13 protein-coding genes are annotated in these 22,898 nt (G+C 39.2%); 3 read left to right on the top strand and 10 right to left on the bottom strand.

What is annotated here, in order from left to right; translation table 11 throughout:
• Window positions 1-70 precede the first annotated feature (70 nt).
• The 10 genes from bglX to AC04QZ_RS23070 form a co-directional block, all read right to left on the bottom strand.
• A complete protein-coding gene (gene bglX, locus AC04QZ_RS23115) occupies window positions 71-2,368 on the bottom strand; it encodes a beta-glucosidase BglX (protein WP_478359639.1) in 2,298 nt (765 codons plus the stop codon).
• Window positions 2,369-2,515: 147 nt separating this feature from the next.
• The gene (locus AC04QZ_RS23110; RefSeq protein WP_478359638.1) at window positions 2,516-4,258 is read right to left on the bottom strand and encodes a discoidin domain-containing protein; all 1,743 of its coding nucleotides are present in this window, start codon (window positions 4,256-4,258) and stop codon (window positions 2,516-2,518) included.
• A gap of 1 nt (window position 4,259) precedes the next feature.
• On the bottom strand, window positions 4,260-5,627 hold the full coding sequence (locus AC04QZ_RS23105; protein WP_478359637.1) for a glucoamylase family protein: 1,368 nt from the start codon (window positions 5,625-5,627) through the stop codon (window positions 4,260-4,262).
• Between the two features lie 14 nt (window positions 5,628-5,641).
• The gene (locus AC04QZ_RS23100) at window positions 5,642-7,306 is read right to left on the bottom strand and encodes a glucoamylase family protein (protein WP_478359636.1); all 1,665 of its coding nucleotides are present in this window, start codon (window positions 7,304-7,306) and stop codon (window positions 5,642-5,644) included.
• Between the two features lie 66 nt (window positions 7,307-7,372).
• Window positions 7,373-8,200: a LamG-like jellyroll fold domain-containing protein gene (locus AC04QZ_RS23095; RefSeq protein WP_478359635.1), complete on the bottom strand. Its 828-nt coding sequence runs from the start codon at window positions 8,198-8,200 to the stop codon at window positions 7,373-7,375.
• An 18-nt stretch (window positions 8,201-8,218) separates the two neighbouring features.
• Window positions 8,219-9,703 (bottom strand): RagB/SusD family nutrient uptake outer membrane protein, encoded by a 1,485-nt coding sequence (locus tag AC04QZ_RS23090; RefSeq protein ID WP_478359634.1) that lies wholly within the window; start codon window positions 9,701-9,703, stop codon window positions 8,219-8,221.
• Between the two features lie 12 nt (window positions 9,704-9,715).
• Entirely contained in the window at window positions 9,716-12,730 is a 3,015-nt protein-coding gene (locus AC04QZ_RS23085) for a SusC/RagA family TonB-linked outer membrane protein (RefSeq protein WP_478359633.1), read from the bottom strand.
• 365 nt (window positions 12,731-13,095) lie between these two features.
• A complete protein-coding gene (locus AC04QZ_RS23080; protein ID WP_478359632.1) occupies window positions 13,096-15,999 on the bottom strand; it encodes a ligand-binding sensor domain-containing protein in 2,904 nt (967 codons plus the stop codon).
• Between the two features lie 355 nt (window positions 16,000-16,354).
• Window positions 16,355-17,290, bottom strand: coding sequence for an oxygen-dependent tRNA uridine(34) hydroxylase TrhO (gene trhO, locus AC04QZ_RS23075; protein ID WP_478359631.1), 936 nt, complete (start codon window positions 17,288-17,290; stop codon window positions 16,355-16,357).
• Window positions 17,291-17,415: 125 nt separating this feature from the next.
• Window positions 17,416-19,863, bottom strand: coding sequence for a DUF5686 and carboxypeptidase regulatory-like domain-containing protein (locus AC04QZ_RS23070; RefSeq protein WP_478359630.1), 2,448 nt, complete (start codon window positions 19,861-19,863; stop codon window positions 17,416-17,418).
• 248 nt (window positions 19,864-20,111) lie between these two features.
• Between AC04QZ_RS23070 and kbl the strand changes: the two genes are divergently transcribed.
• From kbl to AC04QZ_RS23055, 3 genes are all read left to right on the top strand, one after another.
• The gene (gene kbl, locus AC04QZ_RS23065) at window positions 20,112-21,299 is read left to right on the top strand and encodes a glycine C-acetyltransferase (protein WP_086547474.1); all 1,188 of its coding nucleotides are present in this window, start codon (window positions 20,112-20,114) and stop codon (window positions 21,297-21,299) included.
• Window positions 21,300-21,447: 148 nt separating this feature from the next.
• A complete protein-coding gene (pheS, locus tag AC04QZ_RS23060; RefSeq protein ID WP_478359629.1) occupies window positions 21,448-22,488 on the top strand; it encodes a phenylalanine--tRNA ligase subunit alpha in 1,041 nt (346 codons plus the stop codon).
• Entirely contained in the window at window positions 22,488-22,898 is a 411-nt protein-coding gene (locus tag AC04QZ_RS23055; protein WP_478359628.1) for a Rieske (2Fe-2S) protein, read from the top strand. Before pheS ends, AC04QZ_RS23055 begins: the two co-directional genes overlap by 1 nt.

The following is a 22,898-nucleotide window of genomic DNA, read 5'->3' as shown; positions in this document are numbered from 1 at the left end:
CATTTAACAAAAATAGAAAACCCTGGCTATTTTACAATAGCACAGGGTTTATAACCAAACCTAATTGCCTTTATTTCAGCGTAAAAGATGTTTCTTTTACATCGCGTGAATTTGTTCCTATAAATACTTTAAAATCGCCGGGTTCTGCAACGAATTTTAAATCAGCATTGTAAAATTTAAGATCGTTTTCGGAAATATTGAAAGTGACGGTTTTACTTTCTCCGGCCTTTAGATTAATTTTCTGGAAACCTTTTAGCTCTTTAACCGGGCGGGTAATGCTTCCAACAAGATCCTGAATGTATAATTGAACAACCTCTTTACCCTCATATTTCCCTGTATTGCTTAACGTAACCGATGCCGTGATCGATTTTCCTTTGCTTAATGTATTTGCGCTCAGTTTAACATCACTGTAATTAAATGAGGTATAGCTTAAACCAAAACCGAATGGATATAATGGATCATTGCTGACATCTAAATAGTTGGAACGGAATTTTTCGAACCATTTGCCTTCAGCCAAGGGGCGACCGGTATTTTTATGTGCATAGTATAGTGGTACCTGACCCACGTTCTGAGGGAAAGTGGTACTCAATTTGCCAGAAGGATTTACATCACCAAAAAGTACATCAGCAATTGCATTTCCTGCTTCACTACCGGGGAACCATACATTTAAAATAGCCGGGATATTTTCCTGTTCCCAGTTCAAGGCTAAGGGACGGCCCGTAAACAATACCAATACCACTGGCTTGCCTGTTTTAGCCAAAGCTTTTAACAGGTTTTTCTGTGTTTCGGGAATCTGGATGTCGGTAACACTGCTACTTTCGCCTGTAAACTCAGAACCCTCACCAATGGTAGCTACAATCACATCCGATTTTTTGGCCACTTCTAAAGCTTCTTTAATCATTTCAGCTTCTGTGCGTGGGTCGCGTTTGTAGGTAGGGTTGTGGATGTTTACATAACGGTGTTCCATGGTAGAATCTGCTAAAAAATTAGCCCCGCGTGCGGTTAAAATCTTCGCCTTATCTCCAATCACATTTTTTAAACCTTGAAGTACTGTTACCGATTGATCAAAAAGCGCAGCAACACTCCAGGTACCATACATGTTGGCCGTGTTATCTGCCAAAGGGCCAATTAAACCGATTGTACCTGATTTTTTTAACGGAAGTACATTATTGTTGTTTTTTAATAACACAAAACTTTCTGCTGCAATTTCGCGTGCAACCTGACGATTGGCTGGACTAAAAACCTCTTTTTCTGCTCTTTCTGTGTTACAGAACTTATAAGGATCAGCAAATAAACCCAATTTATATTTGGCCTGAAGTACTAACCGGCAAGCCCTGTCTATCTGTGTGATGCCAACTTTTTTCTCTGCCAATGATTTTTTTAGCGTACCCAGAAAGCCTTCGCCTACCATATCCATATCAATGCCTGCATTTAGAGCCAGGGCAGAAACCGTTTGTAAATCGCCCATGCCGTGTGCAATCATTTCAGGAATACCGGTATAATCGGTTACGACAAAGCCTTTAAAACCCCATTGATTGCGTAAAACATCGGTCATTAACCATTTGCTACCAGTTGCAGGGATGCCATCAACCTCATTGAAAGAGGCCATAATGCTGGCTGCACCAGCATCAACAGCGGCTTTGTAAGGTGGAAAATATTCGTTGTACATGCGCACTTTGCTCATGTCGGTGGTATTGTAATCTCTACCGGCCTCGGCTGCACCGTAAAGCGCATAGTGTTTTACGCAGGCTAAAATTTCGTTATTGGCCTGGAGTTTTCCTTGATAACCTTTTACCATGGCGGCAGCAATTTGCGAACCTAAATAAGCATCTTCGCCACTTCCTTCTGAAATGCGGCCCCAGCGTGGATCTCTCGAAATATCAACCATAGGAGAGAAGGTCCAGTTGATACCACTTGCACTGGCTTCTATTGCGGCAACCCTGGCCGATTTTTGTACGGTATTCATGTCCCATACACAGCTCATGCCCAATGGAATTGGAAAAACCGTATTGTAACCGTGGATCACATCCATTCCAAAAAGTAAAGGAATTTTCATGCGGCTGTTTTCTACTGCAATTTTTTGAACTGCCTTTATCTTATCTACACCTTTGATGTTAAATAATCCACCTACCTGTCCATCTCTGATTTTTTTAGAAATGTCGCTGCTGTTGGCTTGTCCGGTCGTGATATCGCCAGAACTAGGCAGGTTCAGCTGACCAATTTTTTCATCAACAGTCATTTTCGCCATGAGGTTGCTGATGAAAGTATTCATCTTTGCCTCTTCTGTCGAAACAGGTTTTTTGGTTTGTGCTGATCCGTTCAGTACAAGCAGGGTTAAAAAAACAACCAGGATATTCGCTCTCTTCATTATGTGTGTATTTTATTCTTTTATTAAATGCTGGCAATCGTTTCCAGTGAGTGCCTAATCACTTTACGATTTCATCGGGTTAGATGTTAATCGCTTTAAGCGATTGGTTATTTTCACACTCGTTACAAACGAGCGTGCGCTATTTTATTAATCAACTTTCTTCACTTCGGTTTTTGCCGATACGCCATTTTCATTTATTGCTTCAATAGCAAAATAGTATGCTTTTTGGCTATCCATTGCTTTGAACCAATACTCGTTAAAATCGTGGATCATGATGCAGTTGTACAATTTATCTGGTGCTGTACCGTAATAAAGATTATAGGCAAATGCCCGATCAACGGGTTGCCATTTGATGTAGGCACTGCGTTTATCTTTTTCTGTCCGCAGTACAATCAGGTTATTAACTTTTGTTGGTTTTTCACCATTTCCGTTTCCGAAAACACGTAATCCGCTAATGGCGAATTTACCTGTAGGCATGTGGATGTTGACCATTTTGATAAACCTGGTTTTAACTGGCTTTTGGAGCTCGATATAATCATGTGGTACATCGGTTTTGTTCTGGCTTTTATCAACAAGAGTAGTCCATTTTTTTCCGTCGGTTGAGGACAGGATTTTGTATTGATGATAAATGCCCGTTTGTTTACCAATAAATTCGGCATCCTGATCGGCATAATTAATCTGGATGGCATTAACGGTAGCCAGGCTACCCAGATCAGTCTGGATCCATTCTCCGTTGTTTGCAGTTTTGGCGCTCCAGTAGGTTTTAATGCTTTCATCAACGGCATTATTGGCATTAAAGCTGCCTAATGTAGAAGAAACAGTTACCGGCTTTTTATAATTGATGAGCATCCAGCCTGGACCCGCTGGCCCACCTTCTTTCCTTTCGGCAGGTAAATAGAGTGGGTAATCGCCAAAGGCAGTATTCGTCCACATCACATCATCTTTATCAAAACCCGTAGGCCAGATACCCATTCTGCGCTCCCAGGTATTTTTTACACAAATAATGCTGGTAGAAATGTGCCAGTAGTTTTTGCTGTTATCCTGAAAGGTAGCGCCATGACCTGCACCGCGAGAAAATCCACCGCCTTTATAACTTAAAGGATCAGATTGTGGTACAGATGGGCTATCGTAAAATAAAGGTTTGCTTCCAACCACCACACCATCGGCGTAACCGCTAAATTCGGTTCCCGGTGCGCCGTATTGAAAGTAATATTTGCCATTATGTTTGGTCATCCATGCGCCTTCGGCAAAAGGATCGAGAAAAGTATCGTCCATATATTCACCAAAACGCTGCCAGCCATAACGCCAGCTCTGAAGCAGGTACATAGGCGTGCGCGTGCCTTTAGGTTGAAAAGTTTTGCGGTCTAATTCTACGCCGTACATGGGGTAGTTGTTGCTGCTCCCATTGTACATGTAAAATTTGCCATCATCATCGGTAAAAAAGGATGGATCCCAGCCGCCAATTTCTAACGAATCTACCAATGGAAACCATTTGTTCCCTTTGGGATCGGTACTTCCCCATAAGGTGAAGTTTTTAGTATAGGTGCTGCCGAAAACCACCATGGTATCGCCAACAATGCCTACTCCTGGTGCACAGAGTTCATCTTTTGTTTTGTTCCATGGACGAAGAAATTTTCTTTCGTGGAATTTCCAGTTCAGCATATCGGCACTATGCCAATAACCCCACTGGTTGGTACTGAAAAGGTAGAAATCGCCCTTATAATTTACAATCACCGGATCGGCCGTTGCCCGGTGTTTGCCCCATTCGGTAAAAGATTCGAAGGGTGTGTATCCATAATCAACATTAATTGGATTGCAGTAGGTTTTTTGTTTCTGTGCAAAAGCGGAAACCGTGCAGACCAAAAATATTAATGTAATTAACTTTCTCATTTTATTTTTTTAAAGCTGGATGGTCGAAACCTAATTTGTTTAACCCGCTCTGAACATCTTTATTTCCCATAAATAATTTCCACAGCAGCCCTGATCTGTAATTTTCGATCATCACCACCATCGGCCCCTGATCGATCCCCAAATATCTTTTTGGATACCAATTGTCCTGCGCTGAAAAGGCATCATAAAAACCGTATTTGCCCCACACTTTATCGCCCAGGTTTTCGTAAAGGTGTCTGATGACCTTCATCGATTCTTTTGGGGTGTATGGGATAGATGATATGGCAGCAGTGGGAGAGATTACCCCAAAATCTTCCTGAAGGCTGTGCGCGGCATAACCTTTTACCGAATAACTGGCAGTTAAGCCCCAGTTATTTTCGCCATAACCTTTAAATTTCTTTGGATTGGCTACACAGTAATCGTGAATGGCCAGTGTTTGATTGACATTGTTTTCCCAATAATCAGCATAGCGGTCTTTTAAGCCTTTTGGGTTTAAGCCTAAATAGGAATAATGTGCCCAAAATAAAGGACCCACAGAATTTTTTGCACCTTGATAATCTAAAGGAATGTGATGACCATATAGATCAAAATCTGCTTTAATTGCGCCTCCTCTTGCCCAACCCTCATGATAAACCTCGGCGGGAATGCTGTGCGTAGGGGATGAGGCGGCCATAACATACATGATTAAACATTCGTTATAGCCTTTAACAGGAAAGTTCATTTCCCAATTGTACTCTGGCGACCAGTGCCAATACAACACATTTTGTCCGTTGCGGTACCAGTTAAAATCGATACCTTTCCAAAGTTCATCGGCTTTTTTTGCCAATGCTTTTTCGGGTTCGGTTCCATTTTTATAATATTCGTTGATGCAGATTAAAGCCTGTGCAACGAAAGAAGTTTCGACAAGATCGCCTCCATTATCTTTTCGCCCAAACGGACGTACTTTAGCGGTTTCGCCATTTATCCAATGCGGCCATGCCCCATGAAAGCGATCGGCTTTGGTTAAAAAATCCAGTATTTTATTTAAACGGTCTAATCCATCTTTTTTGGTCACATAACCCCTGTCAATCCCGCTTAAAATAGCCATTAGTCCAAAGCCCGTTGCTCCGGTAGCCACTGTGTTTTTGTCATTTTCAGGATATACATTATCCACATGGAAACGCTCTCTACCCGCTCCTGAAATGGGTTCGGCTCCATCCCAAAAATACTGGAACGTTTGTTTTTGAACCAGATCTAATAGTTCTATATCGGAAAGATTTTTCCTGATGCTGAGATCGGGATGATAGGAAGAGGTTTCATGCTGCGCACATGATGACAGCGTGAAAAGGGTAAATGATAATAAAAGGAAGTTTCGGGATATAAATTTCATTTTGCTGTATGATGTTAAAGGTTGGGACCACTAAAGCCAAGATTTTTCATGCCTGCTTTAACTTCGGGAGCTGACATAAATAAGTTCCAGATGAGCTTAGTTCTATAATTTTCGATCATGACTACGATCGGCCCTTGATCTATCGCTAGTGTAGAGGATGCAAACCATTGGTCTTTTAAAGAAAAAGCATCGTAAAACCCATATTCTCCCCAGGTTTTATTGCCCAGTTTATAATAAAAATACTTTAGTGCCTGCATTGATTCGGTTGGTGCATACGGAAAAGATGATAAAGCTGCCGTTGGCGCAATTACCCCCACATCATTACCCGGAGCGCTGGCGGTGTATCCGTTTGGAATATCGCTTGCAGTTAAGCCCCAGCAGTTTTCGCTGTAACCATAGTTGCTAAGTGGATTGGCTTTACAATAATTATAATTGATTAAAGTATGGGCTTTGGTCTGTGTTTCGTAATTGGCGTAGGCATCATTTAAACCTATTGGATTAATACCTAAGAAAGAATAATGTGAAAAGAAAAGCGGACCACCGTTGGCTACCCCTAATGGAAGCTGAAGGCCATAATAAGTATTGCCATTTTTCATCCCTCCGTTTTGAGCCCAGCCATTATCGTAAACGGTTTTCGGGATGGAGGAGGTAGGTGAAGCTGCAGCCATTACATAAGTAATTAAACATTCATTCCAACCTTTAATCGGTAAGTTCATGTCCCAGTTGTAATTTGGACTCCAATGCCAATAAAGGGTATTGCTGTTGTCTTTTCTATACCAATTCCATTCTACGCCGCTGTAAATGGCATTAATATCGGCTCTTAATGCCGTTTCTGCAGCATCAGTTCCGTTAAAATATTGCCGGGCAGTAATTAAACCCGCCATTAAAAAGGAAGTTTCAACCAGGTCGCCGCCATTGTCTTTGGTACTGAAAGGGATTACTTTTCCTGTGTTTCCATCCAGCCAATGCGGGTAAGCCCCATGAAAACGATCAGCGGTTTTTAAGAAAGATACCATTTTTTGTATCCTTGCCAATCCATCGGCCCTGCTGATAAAATTACGGCTGATGCCCGTTACCAGTGCCATAATTCCAAATCCTGAGCCTCCTGAGGTTACGGTATTACCTGATGTATTTCTTTCTCTTGCCAGGCCGCTTATAGGGTGGCCGAAATCCCAGAAATATTTAAATGTTTGTTTTTGAACTAAAGTTAATAGATCATCGTCGCTGATGCGGGCAAATTTGTCGGTATCGTCAACAGCCGTGATCAGATTTACAGTGATGGCCGAAAGTAGCTTGTTCCCGGATTTCGATAACAGGCCGGTATTAATATTTAAAATATATTTTGTAATAGGTTGCAGCGCCGACAGCGTAATTACAACTGTATTATCGTTGTTCTCTAATTTGGAAGTGAATGCGGCTGAATTTCCGGCAGCATCAGTAAGGGTAACATTACCACTAACCGAAGTGGTATTAATTGGTGCTGAAAATGTGATTTTAATAATTGGGCTATTATTTAAACCATAATATGTAAAGCCACTATAAGTATCGTTTACCTTTAAATCACTAAAGGAAAATGAACTTGGTGTAACGGGCGGATCAATAGGGGAAGGTGTATCGCTTTTTTTGCATGCAAAAAAAACAATTGATAAGATTAAAATATAAAAATATTTATTGTTCATAGTAGCGTAGTTGAAAAGGGCTGCCGTTTGGCAGCCCTTTTTATTGTGCCTATAGGTTGTGGAGATTTATTTACCCCTACCTTCTAGTTTAGATAATGAACCAATTTCAACATCAGTAAGCGCCTTGTTAAAAATTTTAACTTCATCTATTTGACCGGTTAGGTAACTTGCCCAATCCTGCTTGCCTGTAGAAGTAGTTAAACTAGGTGTTGTTTGAAACTGGACGGTACCAAAAACCATTTTAGAAGCATCTTGAAACGTTAGCTGACCTAAGTTTGCCACAACCTTTTCTCCGATTTTAGAACCGTTAAAATATACTTTATAAGTTGAAGTGGTAGCGTCATAGGTGTAGGCTATTTGATTCCATTTATTCCATGGGTCAACAAGCTTTAAAAAATTGTCACCACCATTGTTTACCACGCCTGTATAACTACGGGCCACCAATCTGCCTGTTGTAGCATCTCCGTTATTTTCCATAAACAACGTTAGGTTTCCCCAAAAGTCAGATGATTTTGCAACATCAACCAGTCCAACAATTCCTTTATCATTAAGGGGCATGTTAAACCAGCAAGTCAGTGTAAAACTTTTTAAATTTTGTACTGCGGCCGGGGTGTTGGATGTTACGTAGCCGTTTAATGCGCCTTGCAGCGATCTGCCTTTAACACCGGTACCGAAACTGGTTCCAGTATTGGTGCCGGCCGTATTCGATACGCTATCGATTAAAGTGCCATCAAATGCCCAATGCGCCACCAGGTTTGAAGTAGCAATTTGTTTTGAACTGGTGTAGCCATTGATATTTAAGGGTGGGGCATAGGTTGTTGGATCAAAGTCTTTTTGGCACGATGATAACACCAGGGTTACAACCGTCAATAATAAAAAATATTGTGTTTTCATTTTCGTAAAAATTAGCGGTTAGTAACCTGGATTTTGAGTTAAAGTTCCTGCACTTTTATCAATTTCATTTGCGGGTATTGCCCAAACTTCGTTTTTGCCTGCTTTCCAGCCTTTAGGGCCAAATATAGCTGCTCCACGACCTTGGCGAATGACATCAAAATACCGATCAGACTCCATGGCTAGTTCTACTTGTCTTTCTTTCCAAATTGCCTGGCGCAAAGCATCTTTATCAGAAGTTGTTACATCTGGTAAAATACCGGTAACTCCGCCACGTGCACGGGCACGTACACGGTTTAATGATGTTTTAGCTAAAGTTGGATTTCCTTGTTCGTTTGCAGCTTCTGCATTCATTAACAATACATCCGCAAATCTTATTACCCTAACATTTTGTTGTGAGCCTTCTGTATAGCCGCTTACGATTAAACTAAATGGTACATATGATTTTTGATTATACATTGGATTATCTCCGGTAGGACTAATGGCATCACCTTGTGGCGTAGTTTCTCCTCTAAAAATTATTGTTGCATCTCTACGGGGATCACCAGCTTCGTAAGCTGCTGCTAAAGCCGAAGTAGGTACATTAAAACCCCAACCGGCAACACTTCCCCGTACACCTTGTACCTGGCTATACTGAGAGTTAGAAGCATCTTTATTATTCAGTAAAAGTTCACACTGTATTTCAAATACTGATTCGATATTGTTCTCGTGGTTAGTTCTGAATCCTTCCTGATAATTAGGATATAAATCGTAACCCAATGTAAGTACCGTATTTGTAAAAGAAAGTACCTGATCCCATTTTTGCTGATACATCGCAACTTTTGCATGGAGCGCAAGTGCTGCGCCTTTGGTTGCTCTGCCGAGATCAGCAGCTGGATAGGTTTGAGGCAGAACTGCGGCAGCTTCATCCAGATCTTTTTCGATCGCAGTCCATACCTGGGCTTTAGGCGTTCTTGGAATATTAAATTCGGCTGGTGTTTTTGGTACGTTTAAACGTAAAGGTACATCGCCAAAAGCACGAACTAATCTAAAATAAGAATAGGCTCTGATAAATTTGGCCTCTGCTAAATAACGGGCTTTTAAGCTGGCATCCATATTTATTCCCGGAACGTTATCAAGTACCTGGTTACAAAGATTAATGTTTTGGTATTGTGCTTCCCAAAATCCGCCCATTTGCCCTTCTGTTGACGTTACTGTAAAATTATCGTAGGCATTTAAATAGTCAGAATCATTTGCTGCACTACCTTTTTCTGCTTCGTCTGAACCCATACTTTCGAGTGCCAAAGCAGGGAAAGCCGTATTTCCCCAGGTTCTAAGCTGTGCATACATAGAATTAACCGCTTTTGCAGCATCACTGGCATCTTTCCAGAAAACCACTGCAGGTTGCTGTGCTTGCGGATCAACATCTAAAAAGCTTTTCTTACAAGCAGGTATTATTAAAAGTGAGGAGCAGATTACTACGATCCCGAACTTTTGTATATATGTATTTTTATAATTTATTTTCATCGCTATTTGATATTAAAAAGTAACATTAACACCTAATCTGTAAACTGCTGATAATGGATACACACTTGCATCGATACCAGCGTTTGTTGGCGTACCACCGATTTCCGGTGTAAAACCTTTATATCCAAATAAGGTTACAGGATTTTGTGCATCAACAAAAACTCTTACTTTTTTCATTGTCCACTTATTCATTAAGGTTGATGGTAAAGAATAACCCAATTGGATATTTCTGATACGGATATATGATCCATCTTCAACATAGAAAGAGTTTGGCGCTGAATTAAAAGTTGAACCAACTGCTGCAGAAGGGTAAGTGTTTGATGTACCTGCTCCATGCCATCTGTTATCGTAAAAATCTTTACTGAAATTTTCATTTCCGAAACGCGATCCAATATTGGCGTTATAAACATCAACGCCGGCAACACCTTGTATATCAATTGTTAAATCGAAGTTTTTGTAGCCAAATGTAGAGCTTAAACCATAATTGTATTTAGGATTAGGATTACCTAATACAATTCTGTCTTTGCCATCAATTACACCATCATTGTTTTGATCCACGTATTTAAAGTCGCCAGGTTTTGCTGTTTTTTGAGCTGATGCGGCAACTTCTGCAGGAGTTTGAAATATCCCGTCTACTTTATAGCCAAAAAATTCTCCTATTGCACCGCCTTGTATAGTGCGTGTTGCCAAGCCCCCGTTAGAAAGACCTGCACCACCTGCATAAATAGGATTTAAGCCGGTAACAACTGATAAAACTTTATTGTTATTTAAGCCAACGTTACCGCTGATAGAATATGAAAAACCGCTTTTAGTCTGATCTCTCCAGGTAGCCATAAACTCAAAGCCACGATTTTGTAAATCAGCCTGGTTACCAATCTGCTTGCCAGAAGATGTACCAATTGAAGATAAAATAGGGATTTCAAAAATTGCCTGTTCTGTTTTTTTGTTGTAAAAACCAGTTTCTACATTTAATCTGTTATTTAAGAAACTTGCTTCTAAGCCAACATCCGTGCCCGTAGTACGTTCCCAATTTAGGAAAGAGGGTACCAGTGAGCTCACATTTGCACCCGTATAAGCAACGCCATTAAACACGACTACATAAGCCCCATCTTGTTTTACTACAAGTGTTGTTGGGTTTACAGGAACGCCGGCATTACCCACTTTTCCCCATGATCCTTTAAGTTTTAAGCTATTGAAGATTTTTTGATCTTTCATAAAATCCTCATTAGAAATTACCCAGCCAGCACCCACTGATGGGAAATAACCCCAAAGATCACCTCCACCATAAAATTGCGATGCAGCATCAGCACGTATGGTTGCATTTAAAAGATAACGGTCTTTGAATGCGTAATTTGCCCTGCCAAAATAAGAAGAGTAGGTGGTTAAACTACCACCATCAATTACTGATCTATCCGCAGCATTACCAAGCGCTAAGTATAAATCACCCTCGCTTGAATAGGGAACATTAAGCGCTGATGAATTAATATAGTAATTTTTTCTGCGCTGAGCCGTTTGACCTGCCAAAATAGTTAGGTTATGATCACCGAAAGTGTTTTTATAGGTTAAGGTGTTTTCTAAAATCCAGTTTCTATCCTCAGTTCTTTTAATTTCCAATAAACTCTTATCGTTTCTTTGTCCTTGCGTTGCTTTATAAACAGGATTATAGGCGCGAACTTCGGCCTGGCCAAAATCTCCACCTATGCTTGTTTTAAAAGTAAAATGCTTAGCAAAATTTAACTCTGCATAAAAATTACCATTGAAACGATAATTCTTAGATTTTTGATTAAAATAATCTAAAGTTACCTGAGGGTTAAAATTATTTCCTCCACCTAAACTAAAATCATTCGCATCACCGTAGGTACCATCAGCATAATAAACAGGAACTACTGGTCCGGCTGCATATAACTGGCGGAAAATAGAACCGTTAACATCATCAGAGTTTGATGCTGTTGCCGAAATGGTATAACCAATTTTTAAAGGCTTTAATACCTGGATGTCGTTAGAAAATTTAGCGGTATAACGTTTATAGTTTTGTGTTTTAACAATTCCATCTTCACCGGTATAACCTAAAGAAAAGTTGTAAGTGTTTTTTTCACTGCCACCATTGATAGATACCTGATGATTGGTTTGTAACGCGTTTCTAAATGCCTGGTTATACCAGTTCGTACCCTCACCAAAACTAGATGGGTTGGCGAAAAGGTTGGGCGCACCATTAATTGCAGATAACTCATTTATTATAGTAGCATACTCTGTTGCGTTAGCCATAGCCAATTGATTGGTAACCACGCGATAGCCAATAGATCCGTTGTAATTGATTACCGGATCACCTGATTTGCCTTTTTTGGTGGTGATTAACACAACACCATTTGCCGCACGGATACCATAGATAGATTGAGAAGAAGCATCTTTCAGGATACTTAAATTTTCAATATCACTTGGATTTAGAAAGCTAACTTCATCATACCAAACGCCGTCTACCACATACAATACACCTGTATTGCCATAAATAGATCCGGTACCACGAATGGTGATTTTTGGAGAAGAGCCTGGCGCACCGTTGTTGGTAATATTTACACCCGCAACTTTTCCCTGTAATGCGCTTACCGCATTGGTGGAGGCTTGTTTTGCAATGTCTTCACCTTTAACTGTAGCTACTGATCCTGTGACATCAATTTTACGTTGCGTACCATAACCTACAACCACAACCTGCTCTAGTTGTTGTGTTGATGAAACTAATGATACATTCAGGGTAGTTTGATTGTTTACAGCTTGCTCAAGTGCTGTATAACCTACAAAGTTAAATACCAATGTGGCGTTACCCGGCACGCTTATAGAGTAGTTGCCGTTCACATCTGTTTGCGTGCCATTTTGTGTTCCTTTAACTAAGATAGTTACGCCTGGTAGAGGTGTCTTATCACCTCCATCAATTACCTTACCTTTTACAGTAATGTTTTGCGCTAGTGCTACGTTAATTGTTAGCAAACAAAATGCAGCGAGAACAGAAATTCTTGTAAAGATTCTTTTCATGCTTTATTATTAATTTAGTTTAATTGTTAGTTAAATGTGAGGTTGTTTTTGTTGATGTGCAAGTGTTTTTACCTCTACATTAATACATCAAAGGGTGCGATGGGGTATCTCAACGAAATAAACCAGATGCCATTTTAGGCTAAAAACGCAGTTTTTTTAGATTTTAACATAACATTAACACATGCACAAGTGTATAACTAACACTAAGTGTTTTGTGGGGCTAAGAAACCAGCCATGAGAGGTAATGATGTAGTGCCGATTTGGTAAGATAGCCAGAAAAAGACTCAAAAACTGTTTTTTATGCAAACGTTCCCGAGGCTTAGCGAAGTAATTTTTGATCGCTGAATTTGATTATAGCGCTAAGATTAAAGCTCCATCAAAAACTCAGTTAAGTTTTTGTCGTGAGGTACCTCGAGCTTTTTGCGTAGGCGATACCGGCGTATTTCTACACCCCTTAGACTGATGTTCAGCAGTGACGACATTTCCTTACTGCTCATGTTCATCCTGAGGTAGGCACAGAGTTTTAAATCGTTCGGAACAAGATCTGGATGTTGTGCTTTTAACTTTTTAAAGAAACTCTCGTGCGCCTCATTAAAACTGTTTTCAAACAAATGCCAGTCACGTTCATCGTTCATGCCATCATTGATCACTTTCTGGATTTTGCGTGTCTGATCATCGGAAAGTTTTTTTCCGTTTTCGTCTTTTAATTTAGTGATCTCATCACTCAGTTTTTGGAGTAGTTCGTTTTTATAAACAAGGGTCATGGCTGAATTGGCCAGTTCTCTGTTTTTCGAGGCTAATTCGGCCTGTAATTTCTCCGTTTGGAGTTTGATGATCTGTTTCTCGTTGGTTTCAGTTTCCTGTCGTAATATCTCTTCCTGCTCCGCCTGTAAACGGTCGCTGATTTTTTGACTATCCCTGCGGAGTTTTCTTTCATAAATTTTCTTGCCCAGAATCAATACAACCACAAATAAGATGGCATAGCACAAAATGGCCCAGTTGTTTAAATACCAGGGGCGTAAAATGGTAAATGTGTAAACGGCTTCCTCACTTACTGAGCTGTCGTCTGTTTTTGCCCTTACTTTAAAAATATAGTTGCCTGCACTTAAGTTGGTGAAATCTTTCTCAGTGGCATAAGTCCAGTCAGACCATGCCCTCGAATAACCTTCTAAATAAAACTGATATTTAACCTTAGCCTGCCGGTAATAAGGTAGTGCATAGGAAATACGGATATTGTTACGGCTGTTTTGGATCTCTGTTGATTCCTCGCCATTACCCGCTTCGCTGATGAGTGAAAACTTATCCGTAATATCCTCTACCCGTCTGATCAAGACTGCAGGAAGTTTTTGCTTTTGTGCATTAAGCCTGGCTGTTGGGTTATAGATCACAAAACCATCATCAACACTAATCAGGTAAATAGAATTGCTGATGCGGCTTATATTCTCATAATATTGAACCATCCGGCCATCTAAAATGCTAAACTGATTTGAATCTATTTCTACCTTGCCTGGTTCGCTAAAATTAACCAAAGCAGTTTTGCCATGATTGATAAACCAGTATTTTTTACCCCCTGCATTAATAATCTTATTGGAAGACTCAAAAGAACCAAGCTCTTTATTGAGGGCTTCGTATTTGGTAAATTTATCACTTAGCTCATCGTAGGTATAAAAACCGGCATCAGAAGAAAAAACAATCTTGTTCTCTAGGTTGAATATATTAATGTTGTAGTTGCCGGGAAGCCCGTTTTTTTCGTCGAAGTATTTAGTGCTGGTTACCCTTGCATAATTGGCACTTAAGCTAAGCTTATATAAACCTTTGTAGGCATGTGCCACCCAGATGTCTCCTTTGTTATCTTGTTCCACATATCTTGATGGGGCATCAAAACCTGCAATCTTAGTAGCAAATTTTAATCCCGAAGCCGAAGATTCTGTATATAGCGAAAGCCCTGTATAGGTGCCCTGAATAAGGTAATTTGGATTTGAATTTAACTTTTTAATGGTCCAGCCACCTGAAGATCTCGATAGCCAGTCAATTTTATCGCCATTTACTTTAAATGTACCGCTGTTGTGACCACATATTAACTCATTATCGATAATGGTTAGTTCCCATACCTGGCCTTGTGAGTTGGGGATTAACTGAAAATTAAAGGGTAGGAGATTATCTGGCGACCATTGGCTATAAAACAAGCCCTGATTGGTGCCCAGATAAATTTTATTGTTGAAGATAATACTGGAATACACAGTTCCAAACTGACCTGTTTTATCGAAATAAAAATATAAGGGTGAATTAAGTTCTATCCGGTCGATCCCGTTATCCAGCCCTGCCCAAAGATTTTGCTCATTATCGGCATATAAACTTAAAACAGTGTTGTTTTGTAAACCACTGGATTTATTGATGCGTTGAACAACTTTTCCATTTTCATCAATAATAATCAAACCATTAAGGATGGTACCATATGCAAAATATTTGCCCAGTAAACTCACACCGTTGTTGAGCTGATAGGTTTTAAGATAGTTGTTGGCGCTCGTATTTAAGGGACTGAAATCTTTTCCATCATATGTAAATAGCCCGTTTTTACTTGTACCGATGATCAGGCCATTGGTTTTATAAGGGAGAATAGACAATATGCCCTCTTTGCCCAGCTTTTCGCTGTTTGGGATATGGATTAATTGGTTACCAACAAGCTCAAATAAACCTTTTTCGAGCACCTCAATAATATACCTGCTGTTTACCTTATGAAGGAAAAGAAATGAGGACGGCGATTTTATGACCTCGATTTTGTTGTTTTTGTAGATAAAAATCTTCGAAAAGGATTGGAAAATTACCCGATTCTGGTCAACATAAATTTTCCAAACTTCATCATTGATTTTGACGCCTTTTGGTAGTAAATTGGTAAGTGAGCTGTAGCTTAGTTTGTTGTTCTTAATGGACCAGTAGCCGAACTCGCCAAAACTTCCTGTGTAAATCCTGCCTTTGTTGTCTGTAGCAACTGATCTCACGATCTGCCTGTTCGGCATCTGGTATTTCTGCCAGTAACGCCCATCGAAAGTTAATAATCCTTCGGCATTGCCAAAGTACATTACGCCATTTTTATCTTTTGCTATGCTCCAGTTCTGGTTACCGGATGAATAAACAGATTTTGGATAATTTTCTATATAGGGAACGCCTATGCTTTTAATTTCTGATGCATAGGTATTTATAGCGAAGCAGCATAGCAGTATTAGCAGCCTGAAGTAGTTTAGCATAAAATGGTAACCGGGTAAAGCCATTATTACACAAAGTAAATGAAAAATTGTTTAATACAGGCGAGTGTTTAACCGTTGTCCTGGCGTTAATGGCTTTTAGTTCATGGTTGATTGCCAAATTGCTTAGGTAAGTGGTTCATGTTACAGTTCATGGCTAAGAGTGGCTAATACTTCATTGCCTAATGCGATCGTCATGCTGAATTTATTTCAGCATCTTTCCTGCAAGGTAGGCCCTGAAATGAATTCAGGGTGACGATACCAAAATGTCACGATTTCAAGGAGTTATCACGTCTGTAATAACCCCTTGTCAGTCCGTTTGATCCGTTGAAAGATAAATTCTCTTGAAAAGAGGATTATATTTATAGTAACTTTAATTTCTTTACGCCTTCACAGCAACAGGCTGCGGAACCTTTACATAATAACCAGTACCATCGTACGGGCGCTTGCGTGGGTTAGTGGTGCATGCTGTTGAGCAGCAACCCTGAAGCTGATCGCCACAGTCGTCGCATTGGGTAATGTGCTCATTACACTCCGGATTGGCGCAATTAATCATTTTTGGGGTAGTTTTACCACAGTTATAGCAAACCGAAACAATAGTAGGATTTACCTCATTTACATCAACTGCAATGCGGTTGTCGAAAACATAACATTTGCCTTCAAAGTCTTTACCACCAGCTTCTTTTCCGTATTTAATAATGCCACCGTGTAATTGATAAACATCATTAAAACCATGGTGTAAAAGCAAAGCAGAAGCCTTTTCGCACTTAATCCCTCCGGTACAATAGGTTAATATTTTCTTGTCTTTGTATTGGGCAAGTTGATTAATCTGCTCAGGAAAATCGCGGAAATTTTCAATATCAAGCGTTACTGCATTTTTAAATTTACCTAAATTATGCTCATAATTAGAACGCACATCAAGGATAATTACATCCTCATCATCCTTCATTTTCATGAAATCTACAGGTTCTAAATGTTTGCCTGTTTTTTCATTCGGATTAATGATTGAGGTATCCCTTAAACCAGAATGTACGATTTCCGATTTATAACGGCAATGCATCTTCAGGAAAGAAGGCTCTTCAACCTCGTCTATTTTAAATTCTGTTTTTGCAAATCTTTCATCGGCGTGTACCGCTTTCATATAAGCATCGCAAGACTCAACGGTTCCGGAAACCGTTCCGTTTAATCCTTCATCGGCAACGATAATACGTCCAACCAGGTCTAACGATTTACAAAATTTAAGATGATCGGCAGCAAATTGTTCTGCATCTGCTATGTAACTATAGCAATAGTAAAGTAGTGTCTGATATTTTTTCATAACGCTGTTGATACCGTTGCAAACGGCGTTTAAAGCGGGGCAAAGATAATAAAAAAGGTTGAAGGCTAAAAGGCTTATGGTAGAAGGCATTACCCTACGCCTTAAACCCTACACCTCCAGCAGTATTAAAATCCGTAAGAAATCCTAAATCCTTGTGTTAATTTACGTCCGCCATCATATGCAAAACCATAACTGGCCCTTAACACCAGACGCTGGATGCCGAAATAAAATTCTTTATAATTCCGCTTTTCGGGCGACGAAAGATAGCCACCACCAATAAATTCTTCTAACTTGGCCTTACGGAGTAATGGAACTTTATTCATAAAAAAACCTGCGAAATTATGTTCTAAATGCGCTTCGAAGTATTGTTGATTGGTGCTAAACTGATAAAAATCTAAATATTGAAACTTCCTTAAATTAGGCGGGAAGATGGTAGAGATGTTACCAGAAAAATGTTTGAAATCAGGATAATACATTTTGCTATTGTTTAGGAATTTACCTGCACCAACCAAAAATGAAGTATAGCCTAATAAACCTAATCCAATCCGATCCTGATATACCTCTGCCTTTACAAAATCATAATCAACATCACTGTTTAAAACATTATTTAATCCTTTTTTGTATAAAACTGTAATTCTAGGGTACCGCGATTCGGTATAAAACTTACCATCAGGACGGGTTATGTATTTCTGACCAATGGTATAGGTTAAACTCGCGGTGGCACTTAACGATTTATAGGTAGGAAAGAGTATTGTTTCAGTAGCTGGACTAAAAGGATTGTTGGATGTGAACTCCCTATCTTTTGCATCGAAGAATTTAAAGGTAGAATTATTGGTTAAGCTTTTGTTTTTGCTATAATCTACACTTACGCTTCCCTGCAGGCCAGTTGCCAGTTCTCTGGTGGTATTAATGTTAATAAAACTTTTCTCATAAAATTTGGAGAAGTTTTTTTCGTAAAGTAACGAGTTAATGGTATTTCCCAATGCAGTCATGGAGCCTAAATTGTTCAGGTCGAAAATGCCGTTTCCGAATGATGAACCTACACTTGCCCTTTTAAGGGGATTGTAATAGTAACTCCCGGTTAAACTTCCCGTAAGTTTTTGGTTGGCAAAACCGTATCTCAATTCAGGACGAATGGAATAAGATCTTCTATTCTCGAAATCCTTTCTGTAAGTAACCCCATATTTTACCGCAAAACCTTCTACCGTATTGTAAAATATAGCTTTAAGCACCGGGTCAAAATACCAGTATTCCTTATCGTACCGGTCATTAATACTTACCCCTCTAAGTAACAATTTGCCTATTCCGAATTTATTATTGTCTTTTTCAATCGAATCGAGGTATTTTTTCGACTCTTTTAACTTTGCAATACTGTCTTTTTTAACGTAATTAATTTTTTCATCTTCTGTTAAAGGAATAGGTCTGTTATTGGTCCAGTAAGCGGAGTCTTTTTTATTAACCATTTCCGTTATTTTCAGTATTTCGCCATTGAAGAAGTTTTTAGGAAACTTTGGATCGATGTTGTAATTGCTATAAATACCCACGTAATAACCCGCAATTTTAAAGCCCAGCACATTCCCCGCAAACTGAAAATTAATGGCGGTAGGCATATAAACATCCTTAACCTTGGTAAACTGCTGACTGATGTTTAAGGTATCAATAAAATTGATCCCTGCGTTTTTGGTTAGGTAAACATCGGTATTGTATATTCTCCAGCTGTCGTCAATAATATAGATAATCCCCCTAAATACCGGGTCGTTTTCACGACGGGGAATCACCTGGATTTTGTGGATCAGCTCTCCGTTTTCTTTGGTTTCGCCGAGTAATTTGTATTTATAATAAAATAAGGCATTATCTGCAATTGGAGAGATGAAGCCCCTGGCGCTCAATTTGTTTTCAAGCAGGTAATTGTCGTAGAAATTAATAATTAGATCAGATGCCTTATTAAAACTAAAAGAATTATTTCTGCCGGCAACTTTTGAAGAGATCATTTCCTCATGCACGTCATTTGGATTTCTGAAATTAAACTTGCTTTGCGATTCTGATAAATAAATGATGCCTTTTCTGTTGGTATCGAGCTCTAACACTTTTTGGATGTCCTGGCCAAAGAACTTTTTAGGAGCACCCCTTAAACGTTGTACACCTTTGATATAAACATCGCAACTAAACGCTTTAACTTCATTTAGATGTGTTTTTCTCTGTTTAATGGCCTTACGGATAATGGCGTAAGCCGGATCTTCGGCATTTGCCCTGATGTTTACGTTTTCTAAAGTATAACTCTCTGATGTTAATGTTACATTAAGCGACTGATCTGCTGAAAGATTAATAATATGATCTTGCTGTTTATACCCCACGGCCCTAAAGCTTAAAGTATATTGGCCGGTTTTTAATTTCATAGCGTATTTCCCATCAACATTTGCCGATGTTCCACTGGTTGTACTTTTTAAGTAAACCGAAGCAAAAGGAATAGGTTGTCCACTATTATCTTTAACTGTACCTGTAATGGTAAACTGTTGTGCTAAAATAATATTGGTAAGGCTACAAAAAAACAGGAGCGCGCAAATTCTTATCATAAGTTAGATTAGTAAGCTATAAATATCGAATAACTTTTAAGACTATACATATAGGTGTGTGTTAAAGTTTGTTAAGATCGAAAAAAAATAATCTGGATGGACGGTTTTTAAAAATAACACCAGATTGGCATTGATTACTGAATTGATCAAACGTTTGTCTGCAAAATATAGGGATAAAATTGCCTTTTTAGGTCGGAAAAGACTTTTTTTTATAACTTTGGACGTAAAATCAACCATATAAAAAGGCCATGTATAAAACATTACAACCTGTTCTTCAAAAAGAACTTGAAGAAATCGAAAACGCTGGATTATTTAAACGCGAACGTATTATTATTACACCTCAGGGTGCCGACATTAAAGTAAGCGGTGGTGCTGAAGTGGTCAACTTTTGTGCAAATAATTATTTAGGACTTTCTTCTCATCCAAAAGTGATAGAAGCGGCTAAAAAAGCAATCGACGATCATGGTTATGGAATGTCTTCAGTGCGTTTTATCTGTGGAACACAAGATGTGCACAAAGAACTGGAAGCTAAGATTTCTAAGTTTTTAGGTACTGAGGATACCATTTTATATGCTGCGGCATTTGATGCAAATGGTGGCGTTTTTGAGCCATTGTTTAATGCAGAAGATGCGATTATTTCTGATGAATTAAATCACGCATCAATTATCGACGGGGTGAGATTGTGTAAAGCACAACGTTTCCGTTATAAAAATGCCGATATGGAAGATTTGGAAAAACAATTAATTGCAGCCAAAGATTGCAGACACAGAATTATTGTTACCGATGGTGCTTTCTCTATGGACGGCTCTGTTGCTCCATTAGATAAAATTGCTGATTTAGCTGATAAATATGAGGCATTGATTATGATTGATGAATCGCACTGTACTGGTTTTATCGGTAAAAACGGTCGCGGAACACACGAGCATTTCAATGTGATCGACCGTATCGATATCATTACAGGTACTTTAGGTAAGGCTTTAGGTGGTGCATCTGGTGGTTTTACTTCTGGTAAGAAAGAAATTATCGATATGTTGCGCCAACGCTCACGTCCTTATTTGTTCTCTAATACCTTAGCGCCGGCAATTGCAGGAGCATCTATCGCGGTATTAGATATGTTAAGCGAAACCACATCATTGAGAGATAAATTAGAAAATAATACAAAATATTTCCGTGAGAAAATGACGGAGGCTGGTTTTGATATTAAACCAGGTTTCCATCCAATTGTTCCGGTAATGTTGTACGATGCAAAAATTGCACAGCAATTCGCCGCTAAAATGTTAGAAGAGGGTATTTATGTAATCGGATTCTTTTATCCGGTTGTACCTCAGGGCAAAGCGAGGATCCGTGTACAATTATCAGCCGGACACGAGCAACATCATTTAGATAAGGCTATTGCAGCATTTACCAAAGTTGGTAAAGAATTAGGTGTAATTTAAAACCTGCTAATCTACGATAACTATAAAAGCCGCTTTAAGCGGCTTTTATAGTTTATGGGTTCATTTTCTTTTATAATGGTATTGTAAACAGATTATTTGGACTCATCAACCCTAAAATTATTGGATATTTTGCTGTATATTTGAAGCCATGTTACAGGATAAAATAACACAATATACCGATAAAATAAATGCTTTCGTAACTGAAAAAGCAGACGAGTTAGAGCAATTCCGCATCAAATATTTAGGGAGTAAAGGTATAATCAAAGAAATTTTTGACGAATTTAAATCGGTTTCTGTTGAGGAAAAAAGATCATTAGGTAAAGTTTTAAACGAGTTTAAACAACTGGCAGAATCTAAATACCTCACTTTAAAAGAATCTACAGAAAATGCTGAAGCGAAAACAGAAAGCATACAACAGGATTTAACTTTACCTGGCGAAGGTTTCGAAATTGGTTCGCGCCACCCTTTAGCCCTGGTACGCAGAGAAATTGTAGAGATTTTTGCAAAACTTGGTTTTACAGTGGCAGAAGGTCCTGAAATTGAAGATGATTGGCATAATTTCTCCGCACTAAACTTCCCTGAAGAGCATCCTGCAAGAGATATGCAAGATACTTTTTTTATAAAAAAAGGTGGTGAAAAGGGCGATATTGCTTTACGTACGCATACTTCCTCAGTACAGGTGCGCATGATGGAACAAGGTCAGCCGCCATTCAGGGCAATTATGCCGGGCCGTGTTTACCGTAATGAAGCCATTTCTGCCCGTGCACACTGCTTTTTCCATCAGGTAGAAGGGTTGTATGTTGATGAAAATGTTTCATTTGCCGATTTAAAGCAAACCTTATTTTATTTTGTTCAGGAATTATACGGAGAAGGTACCAAAGTGCGTTTCCGTCCATCATATTTCCCTTTTACCGAACCATCTGCAGAGATGGATATTTCTTGCACCATTTGTAAAGGTTCTGGCTGCCAGCTTTGTAAATACAGTGGTTGGGTAGAAATTTTAGGTTGTGGTATGGTCGATCCAAATGTTTTGGAAAACTGTGGTATCGATTCAAAAAAATACAGTGGTTTTGCATTTGGAATGGGAATAGAGCGTATTGCCAATCTAAAATATGTAATCAAAGATTTGCGCTTATTCTCTGAGAATGATTCGCGTTTCTTAAAGCAATTTAAATCTGCTTTAATTTAATGATGAAATACCTATACAGCATATTGTTTGTACTGCTCATTACCGCAGGTTGCGGTAAAGATGAAGGTTATATTCCTGATGTGCCTGTAAATTATAATGTAACGATAACCGAATTTAGCCTGAAATCGGTAAATAACGTATTGGTCGTTTCGAATAACGGGGTAGGTGGACTACTGATTGTAAAAACACCACTTGGAGGCTATGTTGCTTTCGATCGCTGTAGTACCGTAAACCCGGAGAAAATCTGCAAGGTAGCCCCTGATGACAGTGGGGTAACAGCAACCGACCCTTGTTCGGGTGCTAAATTTTCACTGCTTGATGGTAGCCCTCAAAAAGCACCGGCAGAAAGAAGCTTAAAAGCATATAATGTTTCTTTGCAAGGCAATACACTAATACACGTAAGCAATTAA

The sequence above is a fragment of the Pedobacter folensis genome (genome assembly GCF_056490665.1).
The sequence above is the reverse complement of the archived record's forward strand: the minus strand, read 5'-3'. Positions and strand labels throughout refer to the sequence as shown.